General features: G+C 67.8%; 23 protein-coding genes and 1 pseudogene. 13 read left to right on the forward strand and 11 right to left on the reverse strand.

Annotated features, from left to right (window positions below):
- Window positions 1-243: 243 nt before the first annotated feature.
- The 4 genes from OUA97_RS02855 (at window position 244) to OUA97_RS02870 (ending at window position 2458) form a co-directional block, all read left to right on the forward strand.
- On the forward strand, window positions 244-750 hold the full coding sequence (locus tag OUA97_RS02855; RefSeq protein ID WP_267230279.1) for a redoxin domain-containing protein: 507 nt from the start codon (window positions 244-246) through the stop codon (window positions 748-750).
- A complete protein-coding gene (locus OUA97_RS02860) occupies window positions 722-1288 on the forward strand; it encodes a DsbA family protein (protein ID WP_267230280.1) in 567 nt (188 codons plus the stop codon). Before OUA97_RS02855 ends, OUA97_RS02860 begins: the two co-directional genes overlap by 29 nt.
- Window positions 1289-1412: 124 nt before the next feature.
- Window positions 1413-2003, forward strand: a complete 591-nt coding sequence (locus tag OUA97_RS02865) for a hypothetical protein (protein WP_267230281.1) — start codon at window positions 1413-1415, stop codon at window positions 2001-2003.
- Window positions 2004-2194: 191 nt separating this feature from the next.
- Window positions 2195-2458 (forward strand): DksA/TraR family C4-type zinc finger protein, encoded by a 264-nt coding sequence (locus OUA97_RS02870; RefSeq protein WP_267230282.1) that lies wholly within the window; start codon window positions 2195-2197, stop codon window positions 2456-2458.
- Window positions 2459-2485: 27 nt separating this feature from the next.
- Here OUA97_RS02870 and OUA97_RS02875 read toward each other — a convergent pair whose 3' ends face one another.
- Window positions 2486-2806 (reverse strand): hypothetical protein, encoded by a 321-nt coding sequence (locus tag OUA97_RS02875; RefSeq protein ID WP_267230283.1) that lies wholly within the window; start codon window positions 2804-2806, stop codon window positions 2486-2488.
- A 309-nt stretch (window positions 2807-3115) separates the two neighbouring features.
- Here OUA97_RS02875 and OUA97_RS02880 point away from each other — a divergent pair, with 309 nt between their 5' ends.
- The gene (locus OUA97_RS02880; RefSeq protein ID WP_267230284.1) at window positions 3116-3358 is read left to right on the forward strand and encodes a hypothetical protein; all 243 of its coding nucleotides are present in this window, start codon (window positions 3116-3118) and stop codon (window positions 3356-3358) included.
- A 240-nt stretch (window positions 3359-3598) separates the two neighbouring features.
- Here OUA97_RS02880 and OUA97_RS02885 read toward each other — a convergent pair.
- The 6 genes and pseudogenes from OUA97_RS02885 to OUA97_RS02905 form a co-directional block, all read right to left on the reverse strand.
- A pseudogene (locus OUA97_RS02885) lies at window positions 3599-3745 on the reverse strand (IS5/IS1182 family transposase); the annotation flags it as partial.
- Window positions 3746-3892: 147 nt separating this feature from the next.
- Window positions 3893-4381, reverse strand: a complete 489-nt coding sequence (locus tag OUA97_RS02890; RefSeq protein WP_267230285.1) for a hypothetical protein — start codon at window positions 4379-4381, stop codon at window positions 3893-3895.
- Window positions 4347-4595, reverse strand: coding sequence for a TniQ family protein (locus OUA97_RS23390; protein WP_416362408.1), 249 nt, complete (start codon window positions 4593-4595; stop codon window positions 4347-4349). Before OUA97_RS23390 ends, OUA97_RS02890 begins: the two co-directional genes overlap by 35 nt.
- Window positions 4596-4602: 7 nt before the next feature.
- Complete coding sequence (locus OUA97_RS02895; RefSeq protein WP_267230287.1) at window positions 4603-5820, reverse strand: amylo-alpha-1,6-glucosidase; 1218 nt, start codon at window positions 5818-5820, stop codon at window positions 4603-4605.
- 30 nt (window positions 5821-5850) lie between these two features.
- A complete protein-coding gene (locus OUA97_RS02900) occupies window positions 5851-6681 on the reverse strand; it encodes a glycogen debranching N-terminal domain-containing protein (protein WP_267230288.1) in 831 nt (276 codons plus the stop codon).
- A gap of 4 nt (window positions 6682-6685) precedes the next feature.
- Window positions 6686-7054 (reverse strand): SCP2 sterol-binding domain-containing protein, encoded by a 369-nt coding sequence (locus tag OUA97_RS02905; protein WP_267230289.1) that lies wholly within the window; start codon window positions 7052-7054, stop codon window positions 6686-6688.
- 534 nt (window positions 7055-7588) lie between these two features.
- On the opposite strand from OUA97_RS02905, the gene OUA97_RS02910 reads away from it, so the two are divergent.
- The 8 genes from OUA97_RS02910 to OUA97_RS02945 all read left to right on the forward strand — a co-directional run bounded on the left by OUA97_RS02910 (window position 7589) and on the right by OUA97_RS02945 (window position 16405).
- Window positions 7589-8512 (forward strand): VOC family protein, encoded by a 924-nt coding sequence (locus OUA97_RS02910; protein WP_267230290.1) that lies wholly within the window; start codon window positions 7589-7591, stop codon window positions 8510-8512.
- A gap of 25 nt (window positions 8513-8537) precedes the next feature.
- Complete coding sequence (locus tag OUA97_RS02915) at window positions 8538-9404, forward strand: fumarylacetoacetate hydrolase family protein (protein WP_267230291.1); 867 nt, start codon at window positions 8538-8540, stop codon at window positions 9402-9404.
- Complete coding sequence (locus OUA97_RS02920; protein ID WP_267230292.1) at window positions 9397-10866, forward strand: bifunctional 3-(3-hydroxy-phenyl)propionate/3-hydroxycinnamic acid hydroxylase; 1470 nt, start codon at window positions 9397-9399, stop codon at window positions 10864-10866. Before OUA97_RS02915 ends, OUA97_RS02920 begins: the two co-directional genes overlap by 8 nt.
- Before the next feature lie 9 nt (window positions 10867-10875).
- Window positions 10876-11508 carry a glutathione S-transferase family protein gene (locus OUA97_RS02925; protein ID WP_267230293.1) on the forward strand — a complete coding sequence of 211 codons (633 nt, stop codon included), beginning with the start codon at window positions 10876-10878 and terminating at the stop codon, window positions 11506-11508.
- Window positions 11509-11513: 5 nt separating this feature from the next.
- Complete coding sequence (locus tag OUA97_RS02930) at window positions 11514-12182, forward strand: TetR/AcrR family transcriptional regulator (protein ID WP_267230294.1); 669 nt, start codon at window positions 11514-11516, stop codon at window positions 12180-12182.
- Window positions 12179-13738 carry an AMP-binding protein gene (locus OUA97_RS02935; protein WP_267230295.1) on the forward strand — a complete coding sequence of 520 codons (1560 nt, stop codon included), beginning with the start codon at window positions 12179-12181 and terminating at the stop codon, window positions 13736-13738. The genes OUA97_RS02930 and OUA97_RS02935 overlap by 4 nt, the downstream gene beginning before the upstream one ends.
- A gap of 73 nt (window positions 13739-13811) precedes the next feature.
- Window positions 13812-14891 carry a prolyl aminopeptidase gene (gene pip / locus OUA97_RS02940; RefSeq protein WP_267230296.1) on the forward strand — a complete coding sequence of 360 codons (1080 nt, stop codon included), beginning with the start codon at window positions 13812-13814 and terminating at the stop codon, window positions 14889-14891.
- 152 nt (window positions 14892-15043) lie between these two features.
- Window positions 15044-16405, forward strand: a complete 1362-nt coding sequence (locus tag OUA97_RS02945) for a flavin-containing monooxygenase (RefSeq protein WP_267230297.1) — start codon at window positions 15044-15046, stop codon at window positions 16403-16405.
- On the opposite strand, the gene OUA97_RS02950 is transcribed toward OUA97_RS02945, so the two are convergent.
- The 4 genes from OUA97_RS02950 to OUA97_RS02965 form a co-directional block, all read right to left on the reverse strand.
- Window positions 16402-17064: an alpha/beta family hydrolase gene (locus OUA97_RS02950; RefSeq protein ID WP_267230299.1), complete on the reverse strand. Its 663-nt coding sequence runs from the start codon at window positions 17062-17064 to the stop codon at window positions 16402-16404. The genes OUA97_RS02945 and OUA97_RS02950 overlap by 4 nt on opposite strands.
- A gap of 2 nt (window positions 17065-17066) precedes the next feature.
- A complete protein-coding gene (locus tag OUA97_RS02955; protein ID WP_267230301.1) occupies window positions 17067-18035 on the reverse strand; it encodes a magnesium and cobalt transport protein CorA in 969 nt (322 codons plus the stop codon).
- A gap of 67 nt (window positions 18036-18102) precedes the next feature.
- Window positions 18103-18864 (reverse strand): uroporphyrinogen-III C-methyltransferase, encoded by a 762-nt coding sequence (gene cobA, locus OUA97_RS02960; protein ID WP_267230302.1) that lies wholly within the window; start codon window positions 18862-18864, stop codon window positions 18103-18105.
- Complete coding sequence (locus OUA97_RS02965; protein ID WP_267230303.1) at window positions 18854-21514, reverse strand: nitrate reductase; 2661 nt, start codon at window positions 21512-21514, stop codon at window positions 18854-18856. The genes cobA and OUA97_RS02965 overlap by 11 nt, the downstream gene beginning before the upstream one ends.

The raw sequence follows: 21514 nt of genomic DNA on the forward strand, positions 1-21514 counted from the left end.
AGAACTCCGCAGCCGTCGGGAAGGTCCCTCGCTGCAGTCGGAAAATCCCGGCATGGGCCAAAAGATCGGGCGGTCTGCGGCCATAGCTACACCGCCCTTCCTGTCCACGGACTGGTCCGCAGGTGTCGAGTTCGACGCGTCGCGGCGTGCAGGCGCTGGCGCGAACATGGCGCCTGACTGACGTGCGTCAGTTCGCAGCTCCTGGGGCGCCGTTAGCCTGCGTTGGACAGCACAGGAGGCCACATGAATCAAATCTTGCCAGCCGGCGACGTGGCTCCGGACTTCCGCCTCCGGGTGACACCCGATCAGTCATTGTCGCTCAGCGAAATGCGCGGGCGGCGCATCATACTGGCCTTCTATCCTGCTGATTGGAGCCCAGTCTGCGGCGATCAGGTCACGCTCTACAATCAAGTACTATCTGAGTTTCATAGTCGCGGCGCAGACTTGCTGGGCCTCTCGGTCGATGGTCCTTGGTGCCATCGCGCCTTCGCCAAGGACCGCAATTTGAGCTTCCCGCTGCTCTCGGACTTTGAGCCCAAGGGCGAGGTGGCGCGGGCCTATGGCGCCTATCGTGACTCTGAGGGTGTCGCCGAGCGCGCCTTGTTCGTGATTGGAGCGGACGGCGTGATCGCCTGGAGCCACCTGTCCCCCATCGCGGTGAACCCAGGCGCGGACGGAATTCTCGACGCCCTGGACCGCCTCTCAACTCAGGACGCCTCCAATGCTCCAAACGCCTCCGACGCCGCTTGATCACCGACGTGGCGACGCCGACGCCGTCGTCGTCCTCGTTGAATATGGCGACTACCAGTGCCCGCACTGCGCGGCCGCCCAGGAGGTGGTCGAGAGCCTGTTTCAGACCTTCGACACGGAACTGCAACTCGTCTTCCGCCACTTCCCCCTTTCCACGGTCCACCCTTACGCAGAGGTCGCCGCGCAGGCCGCGGAGTTTGCGGGCGCTCATAACGCCTTCTGGCGCATGCATGAGACTCTGTTCGCCAACCAGCCTCAGCTAAGCGTGCCAACAATCTTCGCCATAGCCGAGGCCTTGCACCTACCCGAGCCCGAGCTGCGCGAGGCGTTGGATGCTGGAACCTTTGTCGCGAAGATACGCGCCGACTTCATCGGAGGCGTTCGCAGCGGCGTGAACGGGACGCCATGCTTCTTCGTCAATGGCCTGCGCCACAACGGCGACTACAGCTTCGAGTCACTCTCCTCGGCGATCTTCGACGCCCGCGGAGCCGCGGGCGATTGGCGTCCGCCCTCCCCTTCGCCTCGCCCGGCGCTTTGATTCATCGAGCGTCGATCTGCGCCAAGAGGATGATCAGCGATCGCTGCATTCCTGCGAGAAACCTACGTGCGGACAGAGCGTGCCCTACGGACGTGTCCTGACGGCTCCACGACCGGCAGGGCGTATGATCCCGGCCATGAACCCTGAATGGATAAACGCGGCCGGCGGGCTTCTTACAGCATTGGCGGCGCTCGTCGGCGGCTGGGCGGCGCTGCGCGGCTTGGGCGCCTGGCGTTCCGAGCTTGTCGGCCGGCGGAAGACGGAATTAGCCGAGGAAGTCCTGGCCCAATTCTACCAGGCCAGGGACGTGCTCATCTGGGCGCGTACGCCGGCCGTTGGCCAAGGGGCCGGTCCCGAAAGGACCGCACGCAGCGACGACTGGAATGAGGCGCTTTCCGCCACGATCGAGCGCATCACCGAAGAAAGCGAACTGTTTTCGCAGCTCCACGCCAATCGCTACCGGTTCATCGCGTATTTTGGGGAGGCCGCGTCTTCGGCCTTCGAGGAAGTCCGTTCGGTCCACACTGAGATCGTCGCCGCCGCGGGCGAACTCCTGAGGGACAACCTGGCCGAGGATCGCGAGGCCCGACGCGAGATTTGGAAAGGTGCGATCGGCTGGGGTCAGCGTGACAACGATCTAATCCCCGCGCGGCTCGACAACGCCGTCCGGCAGATCGAGCAAGTCTGTCTGCCATTGATCCAAGGTGGGCGCTGATCCGAAAAGTGGAGCGCCCACAGCCGCCGCCGGAGCGCCGTCGCGGCTGACTGAAGCGCCGCCATGCGCTCCCCAATGTCAACGGTCCGCGGGCTCTTGGCTGGAGGCTGGCTATCCGGGTCTAGCGGCAGCGCTTGGATTGGACCGAGCACGTCATATCTGACACCTGCACTCGGAGGAACTCAAACGACATGGCGACGGGTTGGGCGCACGAAGGCGCAGTTCTGGACCAGATCCACGACACCATCAGCGATGGAGTCCAAGGCGCTCGCGCGCGCCTCCCCCACGGCGAAGGCACACTGGAGTGCGTGGAGTGCGGAGAGGAAATCCCTCAGCGGCGACGTGAGGCCCTACCCGGCGTGACCACCTGCATAGCCTGTCAATCTGCACGAGATCGCCACGTCGCGCACTCCTTGATCAATCGGCGCGGTAGCAAGGACAGCCAGCTCAAGTAGCGAGCGACCGCTCGCTCTGGGTCTTGTCTACGCCCTACCGCCGCCAATTGCGGCCAAGCTAATTTCGACCAGCGTGGTGGTGACTTCGCGCACCATGCGCAGCGTCTCCGCCACCCCGCCGAGAGTCTCGTCGCCAAGTCGGGCGGCGCCTGCAGCATGCTGGGCGATTAGGCGCTCACAAACCTCAGCGGCTGCGGCCAGCTTCACGAAGATTTCCACGGCCGGCCAGGGCAATGGCGCGCCCTCTTTCGCCACGTCTAGCGCTCGCTCAAGATCCTCGAGTTCTCGGTTCAAGACCGTAAGGCGCGCGAGCGCCAAGTCGTCGTGGTCGGTAAGCGGAGCCATCATCTAAACCTCCGACGGATATCCATTCCTGTCCACACGGGCCGCGTCGCACGGACGTTTCCGGCCGCCTCGTAACAACGTCTTTGGCCATCAGCGAATGGATTGAAGGGAGGTTCCGACCGCGACCGGCCCCCTCTAGAATTTGGGTTTGGCTCCTCCAGATCATCGGCGCGCCTTCCAATCAGGATCGGGCGAGAAACAGAAAGGTAGGAACTTAGGGAGTCTGACGATGCGTCTTGCGACGTCCGACGGTCTCATCTGGGGCCAGGGGCTCGGAGCCTCCACGGCCTCAAAGCCATACTCGAGCGCGGTGTGCGTCCCGCGATCGGCTTCGGCGATCCGCTGGATGTCCTCAAGGATCCCCATCTCACCACGCAGCAGAAGCGCGAAATTCTCTGCTCGTGGGCGTCTGACGCCTCGGCTGTGCAGGACGAGCCGAGATTGCGCTGGCTTCTGGGGACGCCGGAGCCTGTACGTCTGGATGAGATACGAGCCGCGATCGCTCGGCTCGACCAACTGGGTGATTTGGACGGCGCCGACGTTCCGCGAGCCTGAAACCGCAAGATAGAGCGGAATGACTCGTGCGTGTGATCGCAGTCACAGCCTTGCCTGACGGCTGGAAGCTTACGATCGACAACATCTCCAACGATATGGTCTTCCGTAGCGGTCGCGAGGCTGAAAGAGCGGCGCGTCAGTTGGCCGATCGGCTAGCGCGGGCCGGGATCTGGAGTGAAATTCGACTATATCTGAAGGACGGCAGCTTGGCGGCCCGCTTCCTCAGTCCGGGACGGGACGCGCATCGGCGGCGAAGCCTTCGCCGCCGACCAGACCTTCAGACATACAGCGCTCGACGACCGCCTCGAACAGATGCCGCAGCAGATCACGCTCTCGAAAGCGGCCATGGCGGTTCTTTGAGAAGGTCGAGTGATCGGGCACGTCGCCGTCGGACGCTGCGGGGCAGGACAAAATCTCTGGCCGCAAGAAGGCAAAATCTCTGATCGGCCGAGACAGAATCTCATCGGGCTCGCAACCCGCGGGGCTTATTCGGGGACAACACCCCCAACTCCACGGGACATCAATTCTGATCCGTTACATTGTTCTAATTCCCATCTGCGTCGCAGATTTGGTGGCCACCGCGGCCGCGCGCAGATCCAGTTCCCCAATGTCGCGCCTCTGTAGGCCCACGGCCAAAACCACCAGCGGATCAAGGATCGCTCCTGACGGAGCATCTAATTCCTTTTGGACCAGCTCCGCGACCATGCCGCTCGCGACCGGCTCGCTGATGACTGACAGCGCCAGCAGGACATGCTTTACACGATCAAACGGTTCGAGGTCCGCCAGACCATCGGCGATCATGTACGGCGTCGGCTGCGGCCCCCACTGTCGAAGGCCCCGATTGAACTGACGCACAAGCGACTCGACATTTCGCCTCGGCGCGGTTCTGAGCGCGTCGACGATATCGCCGATAACAGTTCGAAGGCGTCCGAGGACCGCCAAGTCGGTGGGCATGCGACCGGCCGACGTTATGCTGTTGAGCAGGCCGTCAAGGCGAATGCGTAGTTCGTCCATGAAAGCCAACTTGGCGTCTCAAAGGCTCGTTCTTGATGTGCCCCTTCCGTTCCATGTGGAAGCTGAAGGGGTATCGGCTTGGCGCCAGAACTCTTCCATGCGTCGGGCAAATCACAGCCAGCGGGTGTGTCCAAGCCGTGCGCACATATGGCGCCCTCCCCGCCTCGTTGTCTTCAGCGAGGCATTCGAGGCAGACAACCGTCTCCCGTTCGGCGCTGGGCATCCAGTAGTCAGCCTTGGCCGCGACTGCGATTTGATGGGATCTCGCCCCGTGCGCGGCCGAAAGCGTCCCGTCGTCCCCAGGGGCCCGGAATATCCAGGGTCTCAAGTCGTCCGAGGGGCTCGGGAAGCGCCGGATCGACGATCAGATTTCCACCTATGGATTCCAGGCCAAGGAGAGCGCGGATCAGTAACAACGGAGCCCCGGCGGCCCAGGCCTGCGGGCTGCACGCGGTCGGATACTCGACCGGGAACTTGGTAATGGCGCGGTTGTATCCCGCGAACGCTTCCGGGAGTCGGTGGTGGAATAGCTCGGCCGCTTCCAGCATCGCGTACGAGAGGCGTGCGGACTCTGCCGCATACCCATAGCGTCGCAGCCCCCACGCGATGAAGGCGTTGTCGTGGGGCCACACGGTGCCGACATGGTAGCCGATCGGGTTATAGGCCCCTTCGGTCTGGGCCATCGTGCGCACGCCCCAACCGGAGAAAAGGGCTTCGCCCAAGAGGTGCTCGACACAGTGCCTGGCCTTATCTTCATCGGCCATCCCGCTCCACAGAAGATGGCCGATGTTTGATGTCAGAGAGTCGACCTTGCGCTTGCGGCCGTCGAGCGCGAGAGCGAAGAATTTCCGGTCGGGGACCCAGAACTCATCATTGAACCGGCGCTTTAGCTCGTCCGCTTGCCGATCAAGTTCCGCGGCCCATACGGAGTCTTTCCAGACCTCCCGCGCAAGGCGCGCGGTGCGCCGCTTGGCGTCATAGGCGTAACCCTGCAGTTCGCAGGTCGCCCGAGGAGTGTCCGCCAGAGTTCCGTCCGCGAACGCGATAGAATCCCCGGAGTCCTTCCAGCATTGGTTCTCGAGGCCGTTCGGATTGCGGCGCTCGTATTCGATGTAGCCGTCCCCGTCGCGGTCTCCGTGGTTGTCGATCCAAGCTATGGCGGCGCGCGCCTCGCTTTCCAACGAGAGCACAAGGGCCCGGTCCCCGGTCCAGCGCTCGTATTCCTCCATGACGATCAGGAACAGCGGCGTCGCATCGGCAGTCCCGTAGTAGGGCGAATGGGGCGTATCTTCGAAGGCTGTCATCTCGCCGAAGCGGACTTCGTGCGGAATCTTGCCGGGCTCGGCGTCGCGGAACTCATCATGCGCACGCGATTGCAGAAGGCCCAGTGTGCGCAGCGTGGTCGCTGCGAGGTCCGGCATAAACGGAATGGCCTGGAAGCTGGTCAACAGACTGTCCCTGCCGAAAACGGTCATGAACTAGGGCAGGCCCGCCGCGGGCATCGCGCCGAGGAGGATCGGCTTGCGAAATCGAAGCGCGGCGAGGTCGACCAAGCTGCGACGGTAGATATGCTCAAGCGGCTGCCATGACGCGACGACCTTCGGCGCGCCGTCGACCCAGCGCTTCAGGTTCTCCGCGAGCTCGGGCCGAACGCCCTCGTTCCCAAGTCGAGAAGTCGCCTTGGCCGGAGTGCTGTCAGGATCCTTGACGGCGATCACATCGATGTGCGTCGTCCAGATCGAGTTGGTGTCCTGGCGGAGCGGATCCAGACGAATCCGATAGGTCAGGCCGGTTTCGTTCAGCTCTGCAGGGACGCTGCTCGTAATCCGCGTCTCACGCCGATACTGATCGCGGCAATACCCGAGCGTTAGCGCCTCTCCATTCTCCACGCTGGAGTACAGCTGCCCCTTCTTGCTCAGCTTGTCCTTGACCTCGAACAGATCGGCGAAATCAGCCGCCGCCTCGATTCGAATCTCGAGATCGACAGGCTCTTGGCCATGGTTTGCGAGGTTCAGGATTTCGTGGAATCCCCCGCCGACGGCACGCTGCCTAACGACGGTCAGGTGGGAGTCGATATAGACTTCGCCCGTCGCCAGAGCGAGGAAGTGCTGGACCCGATAGTAGGAGGTGTCGTCGATCGAAAGCAGGATCGGCCGCTGGCCATTGATGGTCAGCACCCAACGCGACAGGAACCGCGTGTCGTCCAGGAACAACCCGTGATGCGCCGCGGGCGTCGCGTCTAGGTCGCCCTGATGATTGCTCACGACGAACTCGTTGCCGTCGAGGATGCTAATCGTGTCCAAGGCCATGGCGTTAACTCCCAGGAGTGAGGCCGCTCCAGGGCGAACCGGCCTGCAGGCCGAACCCGATACGGAGCGCGAGCGCGCGATCGCCTTCCAAGCGCAACCGACCCTGCAGGAAGGCGACGAAGGGGTGAGTGTCGCCGCCAAGAACACTCAGCAGCGTCGCCTGGCTGTCGACGGCCATCAGGGCGGACGCGTCGCCCTCAGGGAGAATCTCGACGGCGCCGCTTTCGACCTTCAGCACCCCTGCGTCGACCCCGGCCACCTGAAGCCGTAGTCGTCCGACAATGTCCTCCAGGCCCGGAGCGTGACCTCGCATTGAGGCCCATTTGGTCGGTTCCGTGAATATGGCGGAGTCGCCAGACGAGGTGGTTTTCATCAGACCCTCCAAGCAACAGAGGCGCTCTGAAACGCCATCTGTCGGAAAATGGGCCCCCTCGCCTGACGTCTTGTGAGATCAATGTTCCTTGGCGTGATCGGAGCCTTGATCTGAATCAATCTCGCCCTGAGGCGCGTTCCGCGGCGAAGCTGACGTCGACCTATCATCGCGAACTACGCCCGGAGCAGAAGTCGGCTCCGGTGCTTTGACCAAAGTTTGGGCGGCGTCAGGCCCGCCCGATTGGCGACGACGTTCGAGTTGAACCCCTCGACGCCCTCATCGGCAAAAAGTCCGCGCGCAGCCTCGACGAGGCGCTCGATGCCGCGCCTTGGCGCCGGGATGCGCCTTCTGCTTCGGGGATGGCCATGAGCGGCTCGCTCAAAAACAGGCGCGGCTCCGCGTCCACACGCACGCCCGGGGCGGTAGTAAGTGACCGGTCCGTCATCGGCCCGACTGCCGGGCGCGGCGATAAACTGGCTTGTCAGGATATTCGAAGTGGCATTAGATGACTAAATAGTCAGCGAATGGCGCGACATGAGCACGATCAAGATTGACGACATCGCCTTCGTCCGCTTCCGGGCGCCGGACCTGGCGCAGATGCGGGCCTTTCTCGAGGACTTCGGCATGGCCGTCGCGGAGGACGGCGGGCGCCTGTTCGCTCGGGGCGGCGGCGACAGTCCTTTCCTGCATGTGACCGAGTTGGGAGAGCCTGGCTTCGCCGGCCTTGGGCTGCGGGCGTCCTCGCTTGCCGACCTCAAGACGCTGGCGGCGGCCGAAGGCGTGCAGGTTGAGCCGTTGGACACGCCCGGCGGCGGCCACGTGGTGCGGCTGGCCGATCCGGACGGCCGCCCTGTCGAGGTGGTGGCGGGGCAGGCTCGGGCGGCGCCGCTGCCCCTCCCCCCGCGCGAGGCCTGGAACACGGCGGCCGATCGCGCGCGCCTGCGCCAGACCAAGCGCGTGGCGGGCGGTCCGGCGCATGTCGTGCGCCTGGGCCATTGCGTCCTGAACGTCTCCGACTTCCGCGCCGTCGAGCGTTGGTACAAGGAGCGTTTCGGCTTCATCACGTCGGACGAGATTGCGCTGACGCCGGAGTTCTCGGTCGGAGCCTTCCTGCGCTGCGACCGCGGCGCGACGCCGACCGACCATCACACGCTGTTCCTGATCCAGTCTCCGTCGGGGCCTGGCTTCAACCACGCCGCCTTTGAGGTCGCCGACTTCGACGACCTGATGGCCGGGCACCAGCAGCTCAAGGACGCCGGCCGCCACGCCGAATGGGGTGTCGGCCGCCACATCCTGGGCAGCCAGATCTTCGATTACTGGCGCGACCCCTGGGGCCACACGCTGGAGCATTGGACCGACGGCGACCTCTTCACCGCGGCCGACGGCTCGAACGTCGCCAGCCTGACCGACCTGATGGGGGTTCAGTGGGGCCCCGCTGCGCCGCCGACCATGGGCTGAGCGGCAGATTTTCGGAGAACCTTCCATGAAACTCGCGACCTTCCAGGCCGGCGGCGCGCCGGAACTCGGCCTCGTCGCCGGCGAGACCATCGTGCCGCTCAATCGCGCGGCGCCGGGCCTGCCGGCCGACATGATCGGCCTGATCGCCGCTTGGCCGCAGGTGGAGCGCGAGGTCCGCGCCATCGAGGCGGCGGCGACCGGCGCCTTGCCCCTCGACCGGGTGCGGCTGTTGGCCCCGATCCGACGGCCGGGCAAGATCATGGCCATCGGCCTGAACTACGCCGACCACATCGCCGAGAGCAATCTGGGCACGCCCGAGCACCAGGTGTGGTTCTCCAAGGCAGCCACCGCGGCCAGCGGCCCCTTCGATCCCATCGACGTGCCCAAGGTCTCGCAGGCGCTCGACTACGAGGCCGAGATGGTGGCGGTCGTCGGCGCCGGCGGCCGGCACATCGCCAAGGCCGACGCCCCCGGCGCGGTGTTCGGCTACTGCGTCGGCAACGACGCCACCGAGCGGGCCTGGCAGCACCGCACCCCGCAATGGGTGATCGGCAAATCCTTCGACACCCACGCCCCCTTCGGCCCCTGGATCACCACGGCCGACGAGATCGCCGATCCGCACGCGCTGGCGATCCGCTGCCAGGTCAACGGCGAGACGCGCCAGGATTCCAACACCCGCCACCTGGTGTTCAACGTCTGGGATCAGATCGAGCATCTGTCGCAGGCCATGACCCTGGAGCCCGGCGACCTGATCTTCACCGGCACGCCCGGCGGGATCGGCGCAGCGATGAAGCCGATGCAGTTCCTCAAGGCCGGCGACGTGGTGCGCATCGAGATCGAACGCCTGGGCGCCATCGAGAACCCCTGCGCGCCGGAGCCGGACCGTGGCTGATGCAGGTTTCGACTGCGACGTTCTGGTCGTCGGGCTGGGGCCGGTCGGGGCGATGCTCGCCCTGTTGCTGGCCCGCGGCGGCGTCAGCGCCGTCGCCCTGGACAAAGACACCGACGTATATCCCCTGCCCCGCGCCGCGCACTTCGATCATGAGATCATGCGGCTGTTTCAGCAGGTCGGCATTGCGGACGAGGTCGCACAGCACGCCCGACCGGCGCCGGCCTATGAGTTCCGGGCCGCAGATGGCCAAGTGCTGATGCGGATGGAGCTGCCGCAGTTGGCGCCGTGCGGCTGGGCCGCAGGCTACATGTTCCATCAGCCGGCCGTCGAGAACGCCCTGCGCGCACGGCTGGAGGCCGCCCCCCTGGCGCAGGTGCGCCTGGGCCATCGCTTCCTGCGGCTTGAGCAGGACGACGACGGCGTGACCGCGTCGGTCGCCGGCCCCGACGGCGAGGCGCAGATCCGCGCCCGCTATCTGGTCGGTTGCGACGGCGCTTCCAGTGCGGTCCGCGAGGCTGTCGCCGGGACGCTCGACGACTACCGCTTCGACGAACCGTGGCTGGTGATCGACGCCGCCGTCGAGCCCGGCGCGCGTCTGCCCGATATCAACCTGCAGATCTGCGACCCGGCGCGTCCGACGACCTGCGTGCTGATGGGGCCGGGCCGGCATCGCTGGGAGTTCATGCTGCTGCCGGGAGAGACCGCAGAGCAGGTGCTGGACGACGACTTTATCACCCCGTTGATCGAGGCGTGGGACTGCGGGCCGGTGCGGATCGAGCGCAAGGCCGTCTATCGCTTCCACGGCCTGGTCGCCAAGGACTGGCGCGCCGGGCGGGTGTTGCTCGCCGGCGACGCCGCGCACCAGATGCCGCCGTTCGCCGGTCAGGGCATGTGCTCGGGATTGCGCGATGCGGCCAATCTCGCCTGGAAGCTTCGGGCGGTCCTGCACGGTGAGGCCGACGAGGGGCTGCTCGACACCTATCAGGCCGAACGCGAACCGCACGTGCGGACCTATATCGAACTCGCCATCGGCATGGGCCGCGTGGTCTGCACCCAGGACCCCGCGCTGGCGGCCCAGCGCGACGCCGGGATGCTGGCCCAGCGCGCGGCGGGCGTCGCGCCCATGCCCCCGGCCGCCCCAGCGCCCTTGGCCAGCGTCGCGATCCTCACGGGCGCAGCCGGAGCCGGGACGTTGTTTCCGCAACCGATAAGCGCCGAACGGCGATTGGACGACGCCCTCGGCGACGGGCCGTGGCTGATCACTCGCGCGCCCCGCGCCGAAACCGATTTGGTCATCACGCTTCAGGATCCGCGCCTGGCGCCGTTCGCCCGGGACATCGACGCCTGGCTGGACCGTCACGGGGCCTCGGCGGTCCTGGTGAGGCCCGATCGCTACGTCTTCGGCGCCGGCGAGCCGGCCGACCTTGCGGCCGCGTATCGTCGCGCCCTGCGCCCAGTCTAGGAGTCCTTCATGCTACGCCTGCACCACGCGCCCATGGCCTGTTCCCTCGCCAGCCGCTTCGCCCTGGCCGAGGCCGGACTGGCCCATGAGGTCGCCGTCGTGCGCACCGCGCGCGGCGAGAACCGCACCGAGGCCTATCTGCGGGTCAATCCGCGCGGCAAGGTCCCGGCGCTGGAGACTGACCAAGGGGTGATCACCGAATCGACGGCGATCCTGCCGTTCATCGCCGACCTGGCGCCGGAGGCCGGTTTGCTGCCGCCGCCGGGTACCTTTGCGCGGGCCCAGGCCCAGGCCTGGCTCTCATTCCTGTCGAGCACGGTGCACGGCGCCTATACCGGCGCCTTGCGGCCCGAGGCCTTCGATGGCTGCGACGCGGCGGCCGTGCGCGCCGTTCATGTGGCGCGGATCGGCGCGGCCTTGCAGGAGGTCGACGCCCACCTGGCGAGCCGCGAGCATCTGCTCGACGCCTTCAGCGTCTGCGACCTCTACCTGCTGGTGTTTCTGCTGTGGCGCGGGGCGCCGGCCGTCGCGGGCAAGCTGCCGGCGCTGGCGAATCTCGACGCCTACCAGCAACGAATGCTGGCCCGACCGGCCCTGGCCGCGATACTCGGCGAGGAGATGAAGCTGATGGCGGAGGGCTAGGGGCGGTGAGCAGCAAGCGGATCGAGCGGGCCCAGCAGACGCGGGCTGCGCTGGTGGCGGCCGGGCGGCGGCTGTTCTGCGAGCGCCCTGTGGACGCGGTGGCGATCGACGACATCGTCCAGGCGGCCGAGGTCTCCAAGGGCAGCTTCTACAACCACTTTCCCGACCGCGACGCCCTGGTCCGCGAAATCACCGCCGAGATCCGCGCCGACGTCGAGCGGGCGGTGGCCCGCGCCAACGCCGGGGTCGCCGACCCGGCACGGCGCATGGCCCGCGCGGTCTGCGTCTACCTGCGCTATGCGGTGGACGACCCGGAACGGGCCGGGGTTCTGGTGCGCATGCACAGCGGCCACACCTCGATCTCGACCCCGCTCAACAAGGGGCTGGTCGACGACATCGCCGACGGCCTGGCCCAAGGTCGCTTTATGGTCGCGACCACGGAGTCCGGGGTCCTGTTCGTCCTTGGCATCGCTCAGCTCGCCCTGATCCGTGTCACCCAGGAGCCGACCGCGCCGTTCGCCGTCAGCCTGGCCCAGCAGATGTGCGCGCTGCTGCTGCGCGGCCTGGGCGTGCCCGGCGCAGAACCGGAAGCCATCGCGGCGCAGGCCGCCGACGAAATCGTTCGCCAGGGGGTGTTCCAGGACGCTCCGACGCCCAAGGGAGCGGCCCATTGACCCCTCGTCCGATCTCGCCATTCGCGGGTATGGATATCCGCACCCTGGTCGACAGCCAGGCCCGGGCGCAGGCCGGCCGCCCCTGGCTGAGCTGGGAGCCCTTCGAGGGCGAGCCGCGCAGCTGGACCTATGACGCCTTCGCCGAGGTCCTGCGCCGGTTCGCCGCTGGGCTGCAGGCGCGCGGCGTCCAGCCCGGTCAGCGGGTTCTGGTCCACCTCGACAACTGTCCGGAGTCGGTGATCGCCTGGCTGGGCTGCGCCTATGCCGGCGCGGTGGCCGTGACCACCAACGCCAAATCCAGCGCCGACGAAATCGCCTATTTCGCCCAGCACAGCGGGGCAGTCGGTGCGATCACCCAGCCGAAGTTCGCGGCCCTGGTCGCGGCCGCGGCGCCGGACCTCGGATGGCGGGCGGTCACCGAAACCGACAACGGCGCGCGCGCTGAGCCCGTCGCGGGTTTCGAACCCTTCGCGGCGATCGACGCCGAGCCGGGATTGCTGGGCGAGCGGCCGCACGACCCGTGGGCCGACTTCGCCATCCAGTACACGTCCGGCACCACGGCGCGGCCGAAGGCGGTGCTGTGGACCCACGGCAATGCGCTCTGGGGCGCGCGCAGCTGCGCCCAGAACGAGGATCTGCGGCCAGGCGACGTCCATCTTACCCACCTGCCGCTGTTCCACACCAACGCCCAGGCCTACTCGGTGCTGGCCTCGCTGTGGGCGGGCGCGCACGTCGTGCTCATGCCGCGGTTCTCGGCCTCGCGCTTCTGGCCGGTATCGTTGAAGCACGGCGCGACCTGGACCTCCGTGGTGCCGTTCTGCGTCAAGGCGCTGGCCGCCCAGCCGCTGCCGCCCTCACACAGCTACCGGTTCTGGGGTAATGCGATCTGCGAGCCGGCCTGGGACAAGCATTTCGGGGTCAAGACCATCGGCTGGTGGGGCATGACCGAGACCATCGCCCACGGCACGGTCGGATCGGCCCGCCAGCCCGACGCGCCGATGTCGATGGGCCGCCCCGCCCCTGGTTACGACATCCACGTGCTGGACGATGAAGGTCGGCCGGTCGCGCCGGGCGAGACCGGCGACCTGTTCGTCGGCGGCCAACGGGGCCTTTCCCTGTTCAAGGAATATGCCGGCGATCCGGCCGCCACCGCCGCGGCGTTCCGCGACGACGGCCTCTTCATCACCGGCGACCGGGTGCGTCTGGGGCTCGACGGCTTCCTCTATTTCGCGGACCGATCGAAGGACATGCTGAAGGTCGGCGGCGAGAATGTCGCGGCCTCGGAGATCGAGCGGGTAATCGCCGCCGTGCCGGGCGTCGCCGAGGTCGCGGTCGTCGCCAAGCGGCACCCGATGCTCGACGAGGCGCCGGTCGCCTTCGTGATCCCCGCCGCCGGGGCGCCGAGCGAACTGGAGGCGCAGATTCTCGCCGCCTGCGGCCAGGCGCTCGCCAGCTTCAAGCAACCGCACGAAGTCCGGCTCGTGGATAGCCTGCCGCGCTCGACCCTGGAAAAGGTCGCCAAGGCCGAGCTGCGCGCGTTGCTCGTCGAATCCTGACGACATGGCGGGTTGACCTAAGGACACGCATGGGTCCAAGCCGCGGTCAAAGCGACCGATCCGGAGCAGCCCCGTGGACTTCTCGAAACTGCAGGCGACCAGCAAGATCACCGACCAGTGGTCCTATCCCCAGGCGCAGGCCAACCGCTCCGGGCTGCTGCCGGTCTCGCCCGGCCACAAGCTCTATTGGGAAGAGTACGGGAACCCGGACGGCGAGCCGGTGATGTTCCTGCACGGCGGGCCTGGCGGCGCCTGCGCCCCGGTGATGTCGCGCTTCTTCGACCCGGAGCGCTACCGCGTGATCCTGTTCGACCAGCGCGGCTGCGGGAAGAGCGAGCCGACCGTCGCCTCGGCCGGACCGAAGATCGCCCTGACCGACAACACGACCGACCATCTCGTGGCCGACATCAACGCGCTGCGCGAGGCGCTTTCGATCACCGGCAAGATGCACGTCTTCGGCGGTAGCTGGGGCAGCACCCTGGCCATGGTCTACGCCATCCGCCACCCGCAGAACGTCGCCTCGCTGATCCTGCGCGGGATCTTCCTCGGGACCAAGGAAGACCTGCTCTATATGTACCAGGGCAACGCCGCAGTGTTCGCGCAGACGCCGTTCGAGCTCAGCGAGCCCGGCTCCTACGTCACCTATCCGGACGAGTGGAAGGCCTTCGTGGAGGTGATCCCAACCTCCGACCGCGGCGACATGATGGGGGCCTACAAGGCGATCTTCGACATGACGCCGGCGACCGCGGCCGAGCGCGAGCGCCAGCTGCAGGCGGCGCTGGCCTGGTCGGTCTGGGAAGGCACGATCTCGAACATGATCCCCGACACCGCCGACGCCGGGAAATTCGGCGAGGCGGACTTCGCCCTCTGCTTTGCGCAGATCGAGGCCCACTTCTTCGCCAACCAGCTGTTCCTGGAACCGGACTACATCGTCCGCAACGCCGACAAGCTGGTCGGCGTGCCGACCCATATCGTCCACGGCCGGTTCGACCAGGTCTGTCCCCTGCCCCAGGCCTCGCGCCTGGCCGCGACGCTGACCGAGCTGGGCGCGCCGCCGGCGACCTTCATCATGACCAATGCGGGCCACAGCGCCATGGAGAGCGAGACCGCCATGGCCCTGACCGCGATCATGGACGGCCTGCCCCCGATCTAGTGCGAGCTCGGCCCTACCCTGATCCAGCGTCGGCTGCCCGCCGCTTTGGATGATCAGAGCCGCGGACACCGGGTTCCCCGACGTGAATCTAGGCGCCGCGGCCGGTCCGGCGCTAGCCTCCCGCCGATCAACGTCATGCAAGGGAGAACGCCGTGGCTCAGCCGCCAAAGGCTTGCATCATCGGGGCGGGCTGCTCGGGCTTCACGACCGCCAAGCGGCTGAAGGATCACGGAATCCCGTACGACTGCTTCGAACTGTCCGACGACATCGGCGGCAACTGGTACTACCGCAACCCGAACGGGCTGTCGGCCTGCTACGAGAGCCTGCACATCGACACCTCGAAATGGCGGCTGGCGTTCGAGGATTACCCCGTTCCCGCCGACTGGCCCGACTTTCCGCACCACGCCCAGCTGTTCCAGTACTTCAAGGACTACGTCGACCACTTCGGCCTGCGCCCGACCATCACCTTCAACACCGCGGTCGAGAAGGCGCGCCGCACGGCGGAGGGGCTGTGGGAAGTCGAACTTTCGACCGGCGAAACCCGGCTCTACGACGTGCTGTTCGTCTGCAACGGCCATCATTGGAGCCCGCGCGTCCCCGACTATGACGGCGAGTTCAACGGCGCGGCGTTTCACAGCCACGCCTATCGCGATCCGTTCGATCCGGTCGACATGCGCGGCAAGAACATCGTGGTGGTCGGCATGGGCAATTCGGCGATGGATATCGCCTCGGAGCTGGCCCAGCGGCCGATCGCCAAGAACCTCTGGGTCTCGGCCCGCCGCGGGGTCTGGGTGCTGCCCAAGTACATGAACGGCCGCCCGGCCGACAAATCGGCCATGCCGAGCTGGATGCCGCGCAAGCTCGGCCTGTCGTTGGCCCGCGCTGCGATCAAGAAGTCGATCGGGCGGATGGAGGACTACGGTCTGCCCAAGCCCGATCACGAGCCGCTGGAGGCCCACCCCTCGGTGTCGGGCGAGTTCCTGACCCGGGCGGGCTGCGGCGACGTGAAGTTCAAGCCGGCGATCGAACGGCTGGAAGGCGATCGAGTGCGCTTCGCCGACGGCAGCGTCGAGGATGTCGACGCCATCATCTTCGCCACCGGCTACGACATGCGTTTTCCGTTCTTCGACGATCCGGCGCTGGTCCCCGACGCCGACCATCGGCTGCCGCTGTTCAAGCGGATGATGAACCCGGCCGTGCCCAACCTGTTCTACATGGGCCTGGCCCAGCCGCTGCCGACCCTGGTCAATTTCGCCGAGCAGCAGGCCAAGCTGGCGGCGGCCTATCTGGCTGGTCGCTATCTGCCGCCCTCGCCCGCGGAGATGGCCGAGACCATCACGCGCGACGAGGCCGCCCATCTTGGCCAGTATTACCGCTCGAAACGCCACACCATTCAGGTCGACTTCGGTGTCTATGTCGACGACCTGTTGAAGGAAATCGGCCGCGGCGAGGCCCGCGCCAAGGCCGCCGGCTACGCGCCGCCGATCGCCGCCCGGGCCGCAGCCTCGGTCTAGGTCGCCGCCATCCACGTGCGGCAGGCGTCAAGAATCTCGGCCATGACCTCGGGGTCCTTGCGGCCGCTCCTCGCCGGCGCGTGGAAGGAATGATCGGCGAACTGCGCCAGGGTCAGGCTCGCCCTGGGCCCGAGCCCGGCGACAGTCTCGCTCAGCAGGTCCAGCCGGGCGAACTCGTCGTTGGTCCCTTGCAGGAACAGCATCGGGACCTTCACGTCGGCCAGATGCGCGGCCCGCTCGACCCCGGGCTTGCCAGGCGGATGCAGGGGAAACGCGAAGAAGACCAGCCCCTGCACGTCGGGCAACGCGTGCTCGGCCTGGGCCTGGGAGGTCATCCGCCCGCCGAACGAGCGGCCGCCGGCGAACAGCGGCAGGCCGGCGGCCAGCTCACCGGCCTTTGCGACGGCCGCCCGCACCGCCGCGTGCGCCAGCCCCGGCGAGTCCGGTCGCTTGGAGCCGCGCTCCATGTAGAGAAAGTTGTAGCGCAGGGTGGCTATCCCGCGCTGCGCCAGCCCCTCCGCCGTGGCGGCCATCGCCTTGTGCGCCATGCCCGCGCCGGCGCCGTGCGCCAGGACCAGCGCCGCGCTCGCCGCCTGCGGCCGCATCCAGAGCCCCGAGACGTCGCGCTCGGCGTCCAGTGGGATGACGACATGTTCCATGACTACAGCCATTTCGACCGCTTGAAGCGGGCATAGAGGAACAGGCAGATCGCCACGATGGCGACCACGACCATCAGATAGCCGTAGCGCCATTTCAGTTCCGGCATGACCTCGAAGTTCATGCCGTAGATGCCGGCGATGGCGGTCGGGACCGCCAGGATCGCGGCCCAGGCGGCCAGCCGCCGGGTGATCGCGCCCTGGCGCTGCTGCTCCATCAGGCTGCTGGCCTCGAACACCGACGAGAGCACTTCGCGCAGCGCCTCGACCAGCGCCGCGACGCGCCTGACATGGTCGCAGACGTCCCGGAAATAGGGCCGCACGTCCGGGTCGATGCAGGGCATTTCATAGTGCTCGAGGCGGCTGGCCACTTCCTCCATCGGGCCAAGCACCCGCTTGAAGCGCATCAGCTCGCGGCGGAGGGCGAAGATGCGCAGGACCTCGGCGCGGCTCAGGAAGGCGTCGAGGGCGTAGCGTTCCATCTCCAGCACCCTCTCCTCGATCGCGTCGACGATCGGGAAGTAGCCGTCGACGATGAAGTCGAGCACCGCGTGCAGAATGAAATCGACGCCGTGCTTGAGTTGGGTCGGCGCGGCCTCCAGGTGCTCGCGAAGTTCCAGGTGCGCGCGCGCCGAGCCATGACGGACGGTGATGATGTGGCTGGGGCCGACGAAAATGTCGGTCTCGCCGTATCCGATCTTCTCGCCCTCCAGATGCGCCGTGCGGGCGACGACGAACAGCTGGTCGCCATAGACATCGACCTTCGGCAGCTGATCGGACTTCAAGGCGTCCTCGACCGCCAGCGGATGCAGGTCGAAACGCCGCCTCAAGATGTCGAGCTCGGCTTCGTTCGGCTCGAACAGTCCGATCCACGCGAACTGCCCCGGCGACATCTCCAGGCTCGCCGGATCGCACAGGTCGATCTCGCGTACCCGCTGGCCCTCGCCATAGACATAGGCGGCAATCACGCTCATCGGCTTCACCACGACCAACCGGAATCGGCGCCAGTGTGCGCCGGGGCCGCGTCCGCGGCCAAGCCGGCTAACTCGCCAGCCCCGTCAACGCCGGAAGCGCCGTCTGGATCGCCTGGGCCGCGACCTCGCCGACCACGATCAGCACGGGGCCGTCCAGGTCGCCCGGCACGGTTTCGGCCAGGCCGCCCAGCACGCCGGTGAACAGCCGCGCTTCGTCCCGGCCGGCGTTCTCGACCGCCAGGACCGGAGTCGCCGCGGAGCGTCCGGCCGCCAGCAGCCGGTCCCGGATCGCGCCAGCCGAGGCGCCGCCCATGTAGATCGCCAGGGTCGCTTCAGGATCGGCCGCCGCGCGCCAATCCTCGACCAGGCCGCCCTGGTCCAGCCTGGCCGTGGTCAGCACCACCCGCCGCGCCCGGCCCCGATGGGTCAGCGGAAAGCCGAACTGCGCGGCCGCCGCCGCCGCCGCGGTCACGCCGGGGATGACCTGCGCCTCGATCCCTGCCGCCTGCAGCGCGGCCATCTCCTCCCCGACCCGGCCGAACACCGATGGGTCGCCGCCTTTCAGCCGCACCACGTCCAGGCCGCGCCTGGCGAGCCGCACCATCAGCCGATTGATCGTCGGCTGGGCCATGCTGGTCCCCCCGGCCCGCTTGCCAGTCTGGATTTTCAGGCAGTTGACCGGCGCCAGGTCCAGGATCTCCTGCGGGACCAGAGCATCGTAGAGCAGCGCCTGCGCCTCGCTCACGGCGCGCGCGGCGCGAACCGTCAGCAAGTCGGCGGCGCCGGGACCGGCCCCAACCAGCAGAACGCGTCCAGGATCACGCGGCATGACGCACCTCCTTGCGTTTGCTCTGGGCGATGATGCGGGCGATCTCTGGCCGACAGGACCCGCAGGACGAACCAGCGCCGGTCGCCTCGCTGACCGCGTCGACGCTGCCGGCTCCGGCCGTGATCGCCGCGCCGATCTTGTCGGCCCGCACCCCGCGGCAGGCGCAGACCAGCGGCGCGCTCTCGACCACGCGCCCCGGCGCCCGGCCGATCAGCAGCGCGGTGCGGTCGAGCCCGCTCAGCTCGTCCTTGGCGAACAGCTCGACCAGCCAGTCGCGCGGCGGCAGCGCGCCGTTCGTGGCCGTAAACAGCACCCGCTCCACCCCCTCCCCCGCCAAATAGGCCTCACGCAGACTGCCTGCGGCGGGGTCCTCGAACCGCAGCGGCTCACCCGCCGCGCCTTTGCAGAGCGCCCGGCGCAAGGCCTCGCGCTCGACCTCGTCGCCCCGCCCGGCGAACTCGTGCAACTGGCAGCCGGCCTGCGGGATCCGCCGCCAGACCAGGTCCAGTCCGCTGGGCGCCGACCAAGCCTCGCGGGCGATGAAGAACCCGCGCCAAGTCTCACGATAGGGGCGCACCCGGGCCGGCGTGTGCTTGAACTCCGGCTGTCCCGACTGCGGGTCCACGGCTGCGGCGACCAGGGCATTGGCCCGCCCGCTCGGCGCGAACGCCTGGGTCCAGTGCATCGGCATGAAGATCGCGCCGGGCCGCTGGCGGTCGGTGACCTTGGCCAGGGCGATCGCCTCGCCCTGCGCGGTCTGCACCCGCGCCAGCGCGCCCTCGACAACGCCCAGCGGCCCGGCGTCGGTGGGGTGGATCTCGACATAGGGCTCAGGCGTATGGCGGCAGAGATCCGGCGCCAGGCCGGTGCGCGTCAGGGTGTGCCAGTGGTCGCGGACCCGGCCCGTGTTGAGCGCGAGCGGATACGACGGGTCCAGAGCCTGCGCCGGGCCTTTGGCCTGGGTCACCACCATCCGCGCCCGGCCGTCGGGGGTCTGGAACACGCCGTCGGCGAACAGCCGCGCGGTGCCGCCTTCGGCGGTCACCGGCCACTGAACCGGCTCCAGGTCCTCGTAGGCCTCCGGCGTCAGCGCCGCCAGCGGCCCCAATGACAGCATTCGGCCGTGGTTCTCATAGTTGGTCAGCCGCGCCCACTCGCGGAACACCTGGGCGGGCGTGCGCCAGTCGAAGGCGTCGCGATGACCCATGGCCACGGCCACGTCGGCGATGATCCGCCAGTCGGCCCGCGCCTCCCCTGGCGGGTCGAACAGCCGCCGCTGGCGCGAGATCCGCCGCTCGGAGTTGGTGACCGTTCCCTCCTTCTCGCCCCACGCCAGGGCCGGCAGCTTCACATGGGCGAACTCAGCGGTGTCGGTTTGCGCCATGCAGTCGGAGACCACCACGAACGGGCATGCCGCCAGCGCAGCGCGGACCTTGGTGGCGTTTGGCAGGCTGACGGCTGGATTGGTCGCCATCACCCACAGCGCCTTGATCTTGCCCTCGGCGATGGCGTCGAACATGTCGATCGCCTTCAGGCCGGGCCGCGGCGCCACGTCCTGCGCGCCCCAGAACCGGGCGACGCGCGCACGGGCCGCGTCGTCGAAGTCCATGTGCCCGGCCAGGGTCGTGGCCATGCCGCCAGTCTCACGGCCGCCCATGGCGTTGGGCTGGCCGGTGATCGAGAACGGGCAGGCGCCGGGCTTGCCGATCCGCCCCGTGGCCAGGTGGGTGTTGATGATGGCCAGGCCCTTGGCGACGCCCTGCGTCGACTGGTTGGCGCCCATCGAGAACAGGCTGACCGTCCGCGGCGTCTGGACGAACCAGTCGTAGAAGGTCTGCAGGTCGGCCAGCGGCAGGCCGCAGTCGGCCGCCACCGCAGCGGGCGACTGATCGTCGGCCGCGAGCGCCGCCATCACCTCGGCGAAGCCCGCGACGTGCGCGGCGACATAGGCGTCATCGATCGCCCCGCGCCGGTCGAGCTCGGCCAGCAGCCCGTTCCATAGCCGCACGTCGGTCTGGGGGGCGAGCGCCAGGTGCAGGTCCGCGACCTCGGCAGTGTCGGTGCGGCGCGGATCGATGACCACGTGCCTCTGCCCGCGCGCCCGGGCCTGCTCCATCCGCCGGAACAGCACCGGATGGGTCCAGGCCGCGTTGTGGCCGGAGAACACCACTAAATCGGCGAGCTCCAGGTCCTCATAGCAGCCGGGCACCAGGTCGGCGCCGAACGCCTGCTTGTGGGCGACGACCGCCGAGGCCATGCAGAGCCGCGAATTGGTGTCGATGTTCCCCGAGCCGATGAAGCCCTTCATCAGCTTGTTGGCGGCGTAGTAGTCCTCGGTCAGCAGCTGGCCGGAGACGTAGAACGCCACCGAGTCCGGCCCATGCCGGGCGATGGTCTCGCGAAAGCGCCGGGCGACCAGGGCGGTGGCCTCGTCCCAGCTCGCCGCCCGCCGGCCGATCATGGGCGTGAGCAGCCGCCCTTCCAGCCCGACCGTTGCGCCGAGCGCAGAGCCTTTCGAGCACAGTCGTCCGATGTTCGACGGGTGGCCCGCGTCGCCGGACACCTCCAGCCCTCGCCCCTCGGCTCGGCCCGCGACGCCGCAGCCGACGCCGCAATAGGGGCAAGCTGTGCGAACCGCGCCCCCGGCCAT

This window comes from Phenylobacterium sp. 58.2.17 (assembly GCF_026411515.1).
GTDB lineage: Bacteria > Pseudomonadota > Alphaproteobacteria > Caulobacterales > Caulobacteraceae > Phenylobacterium.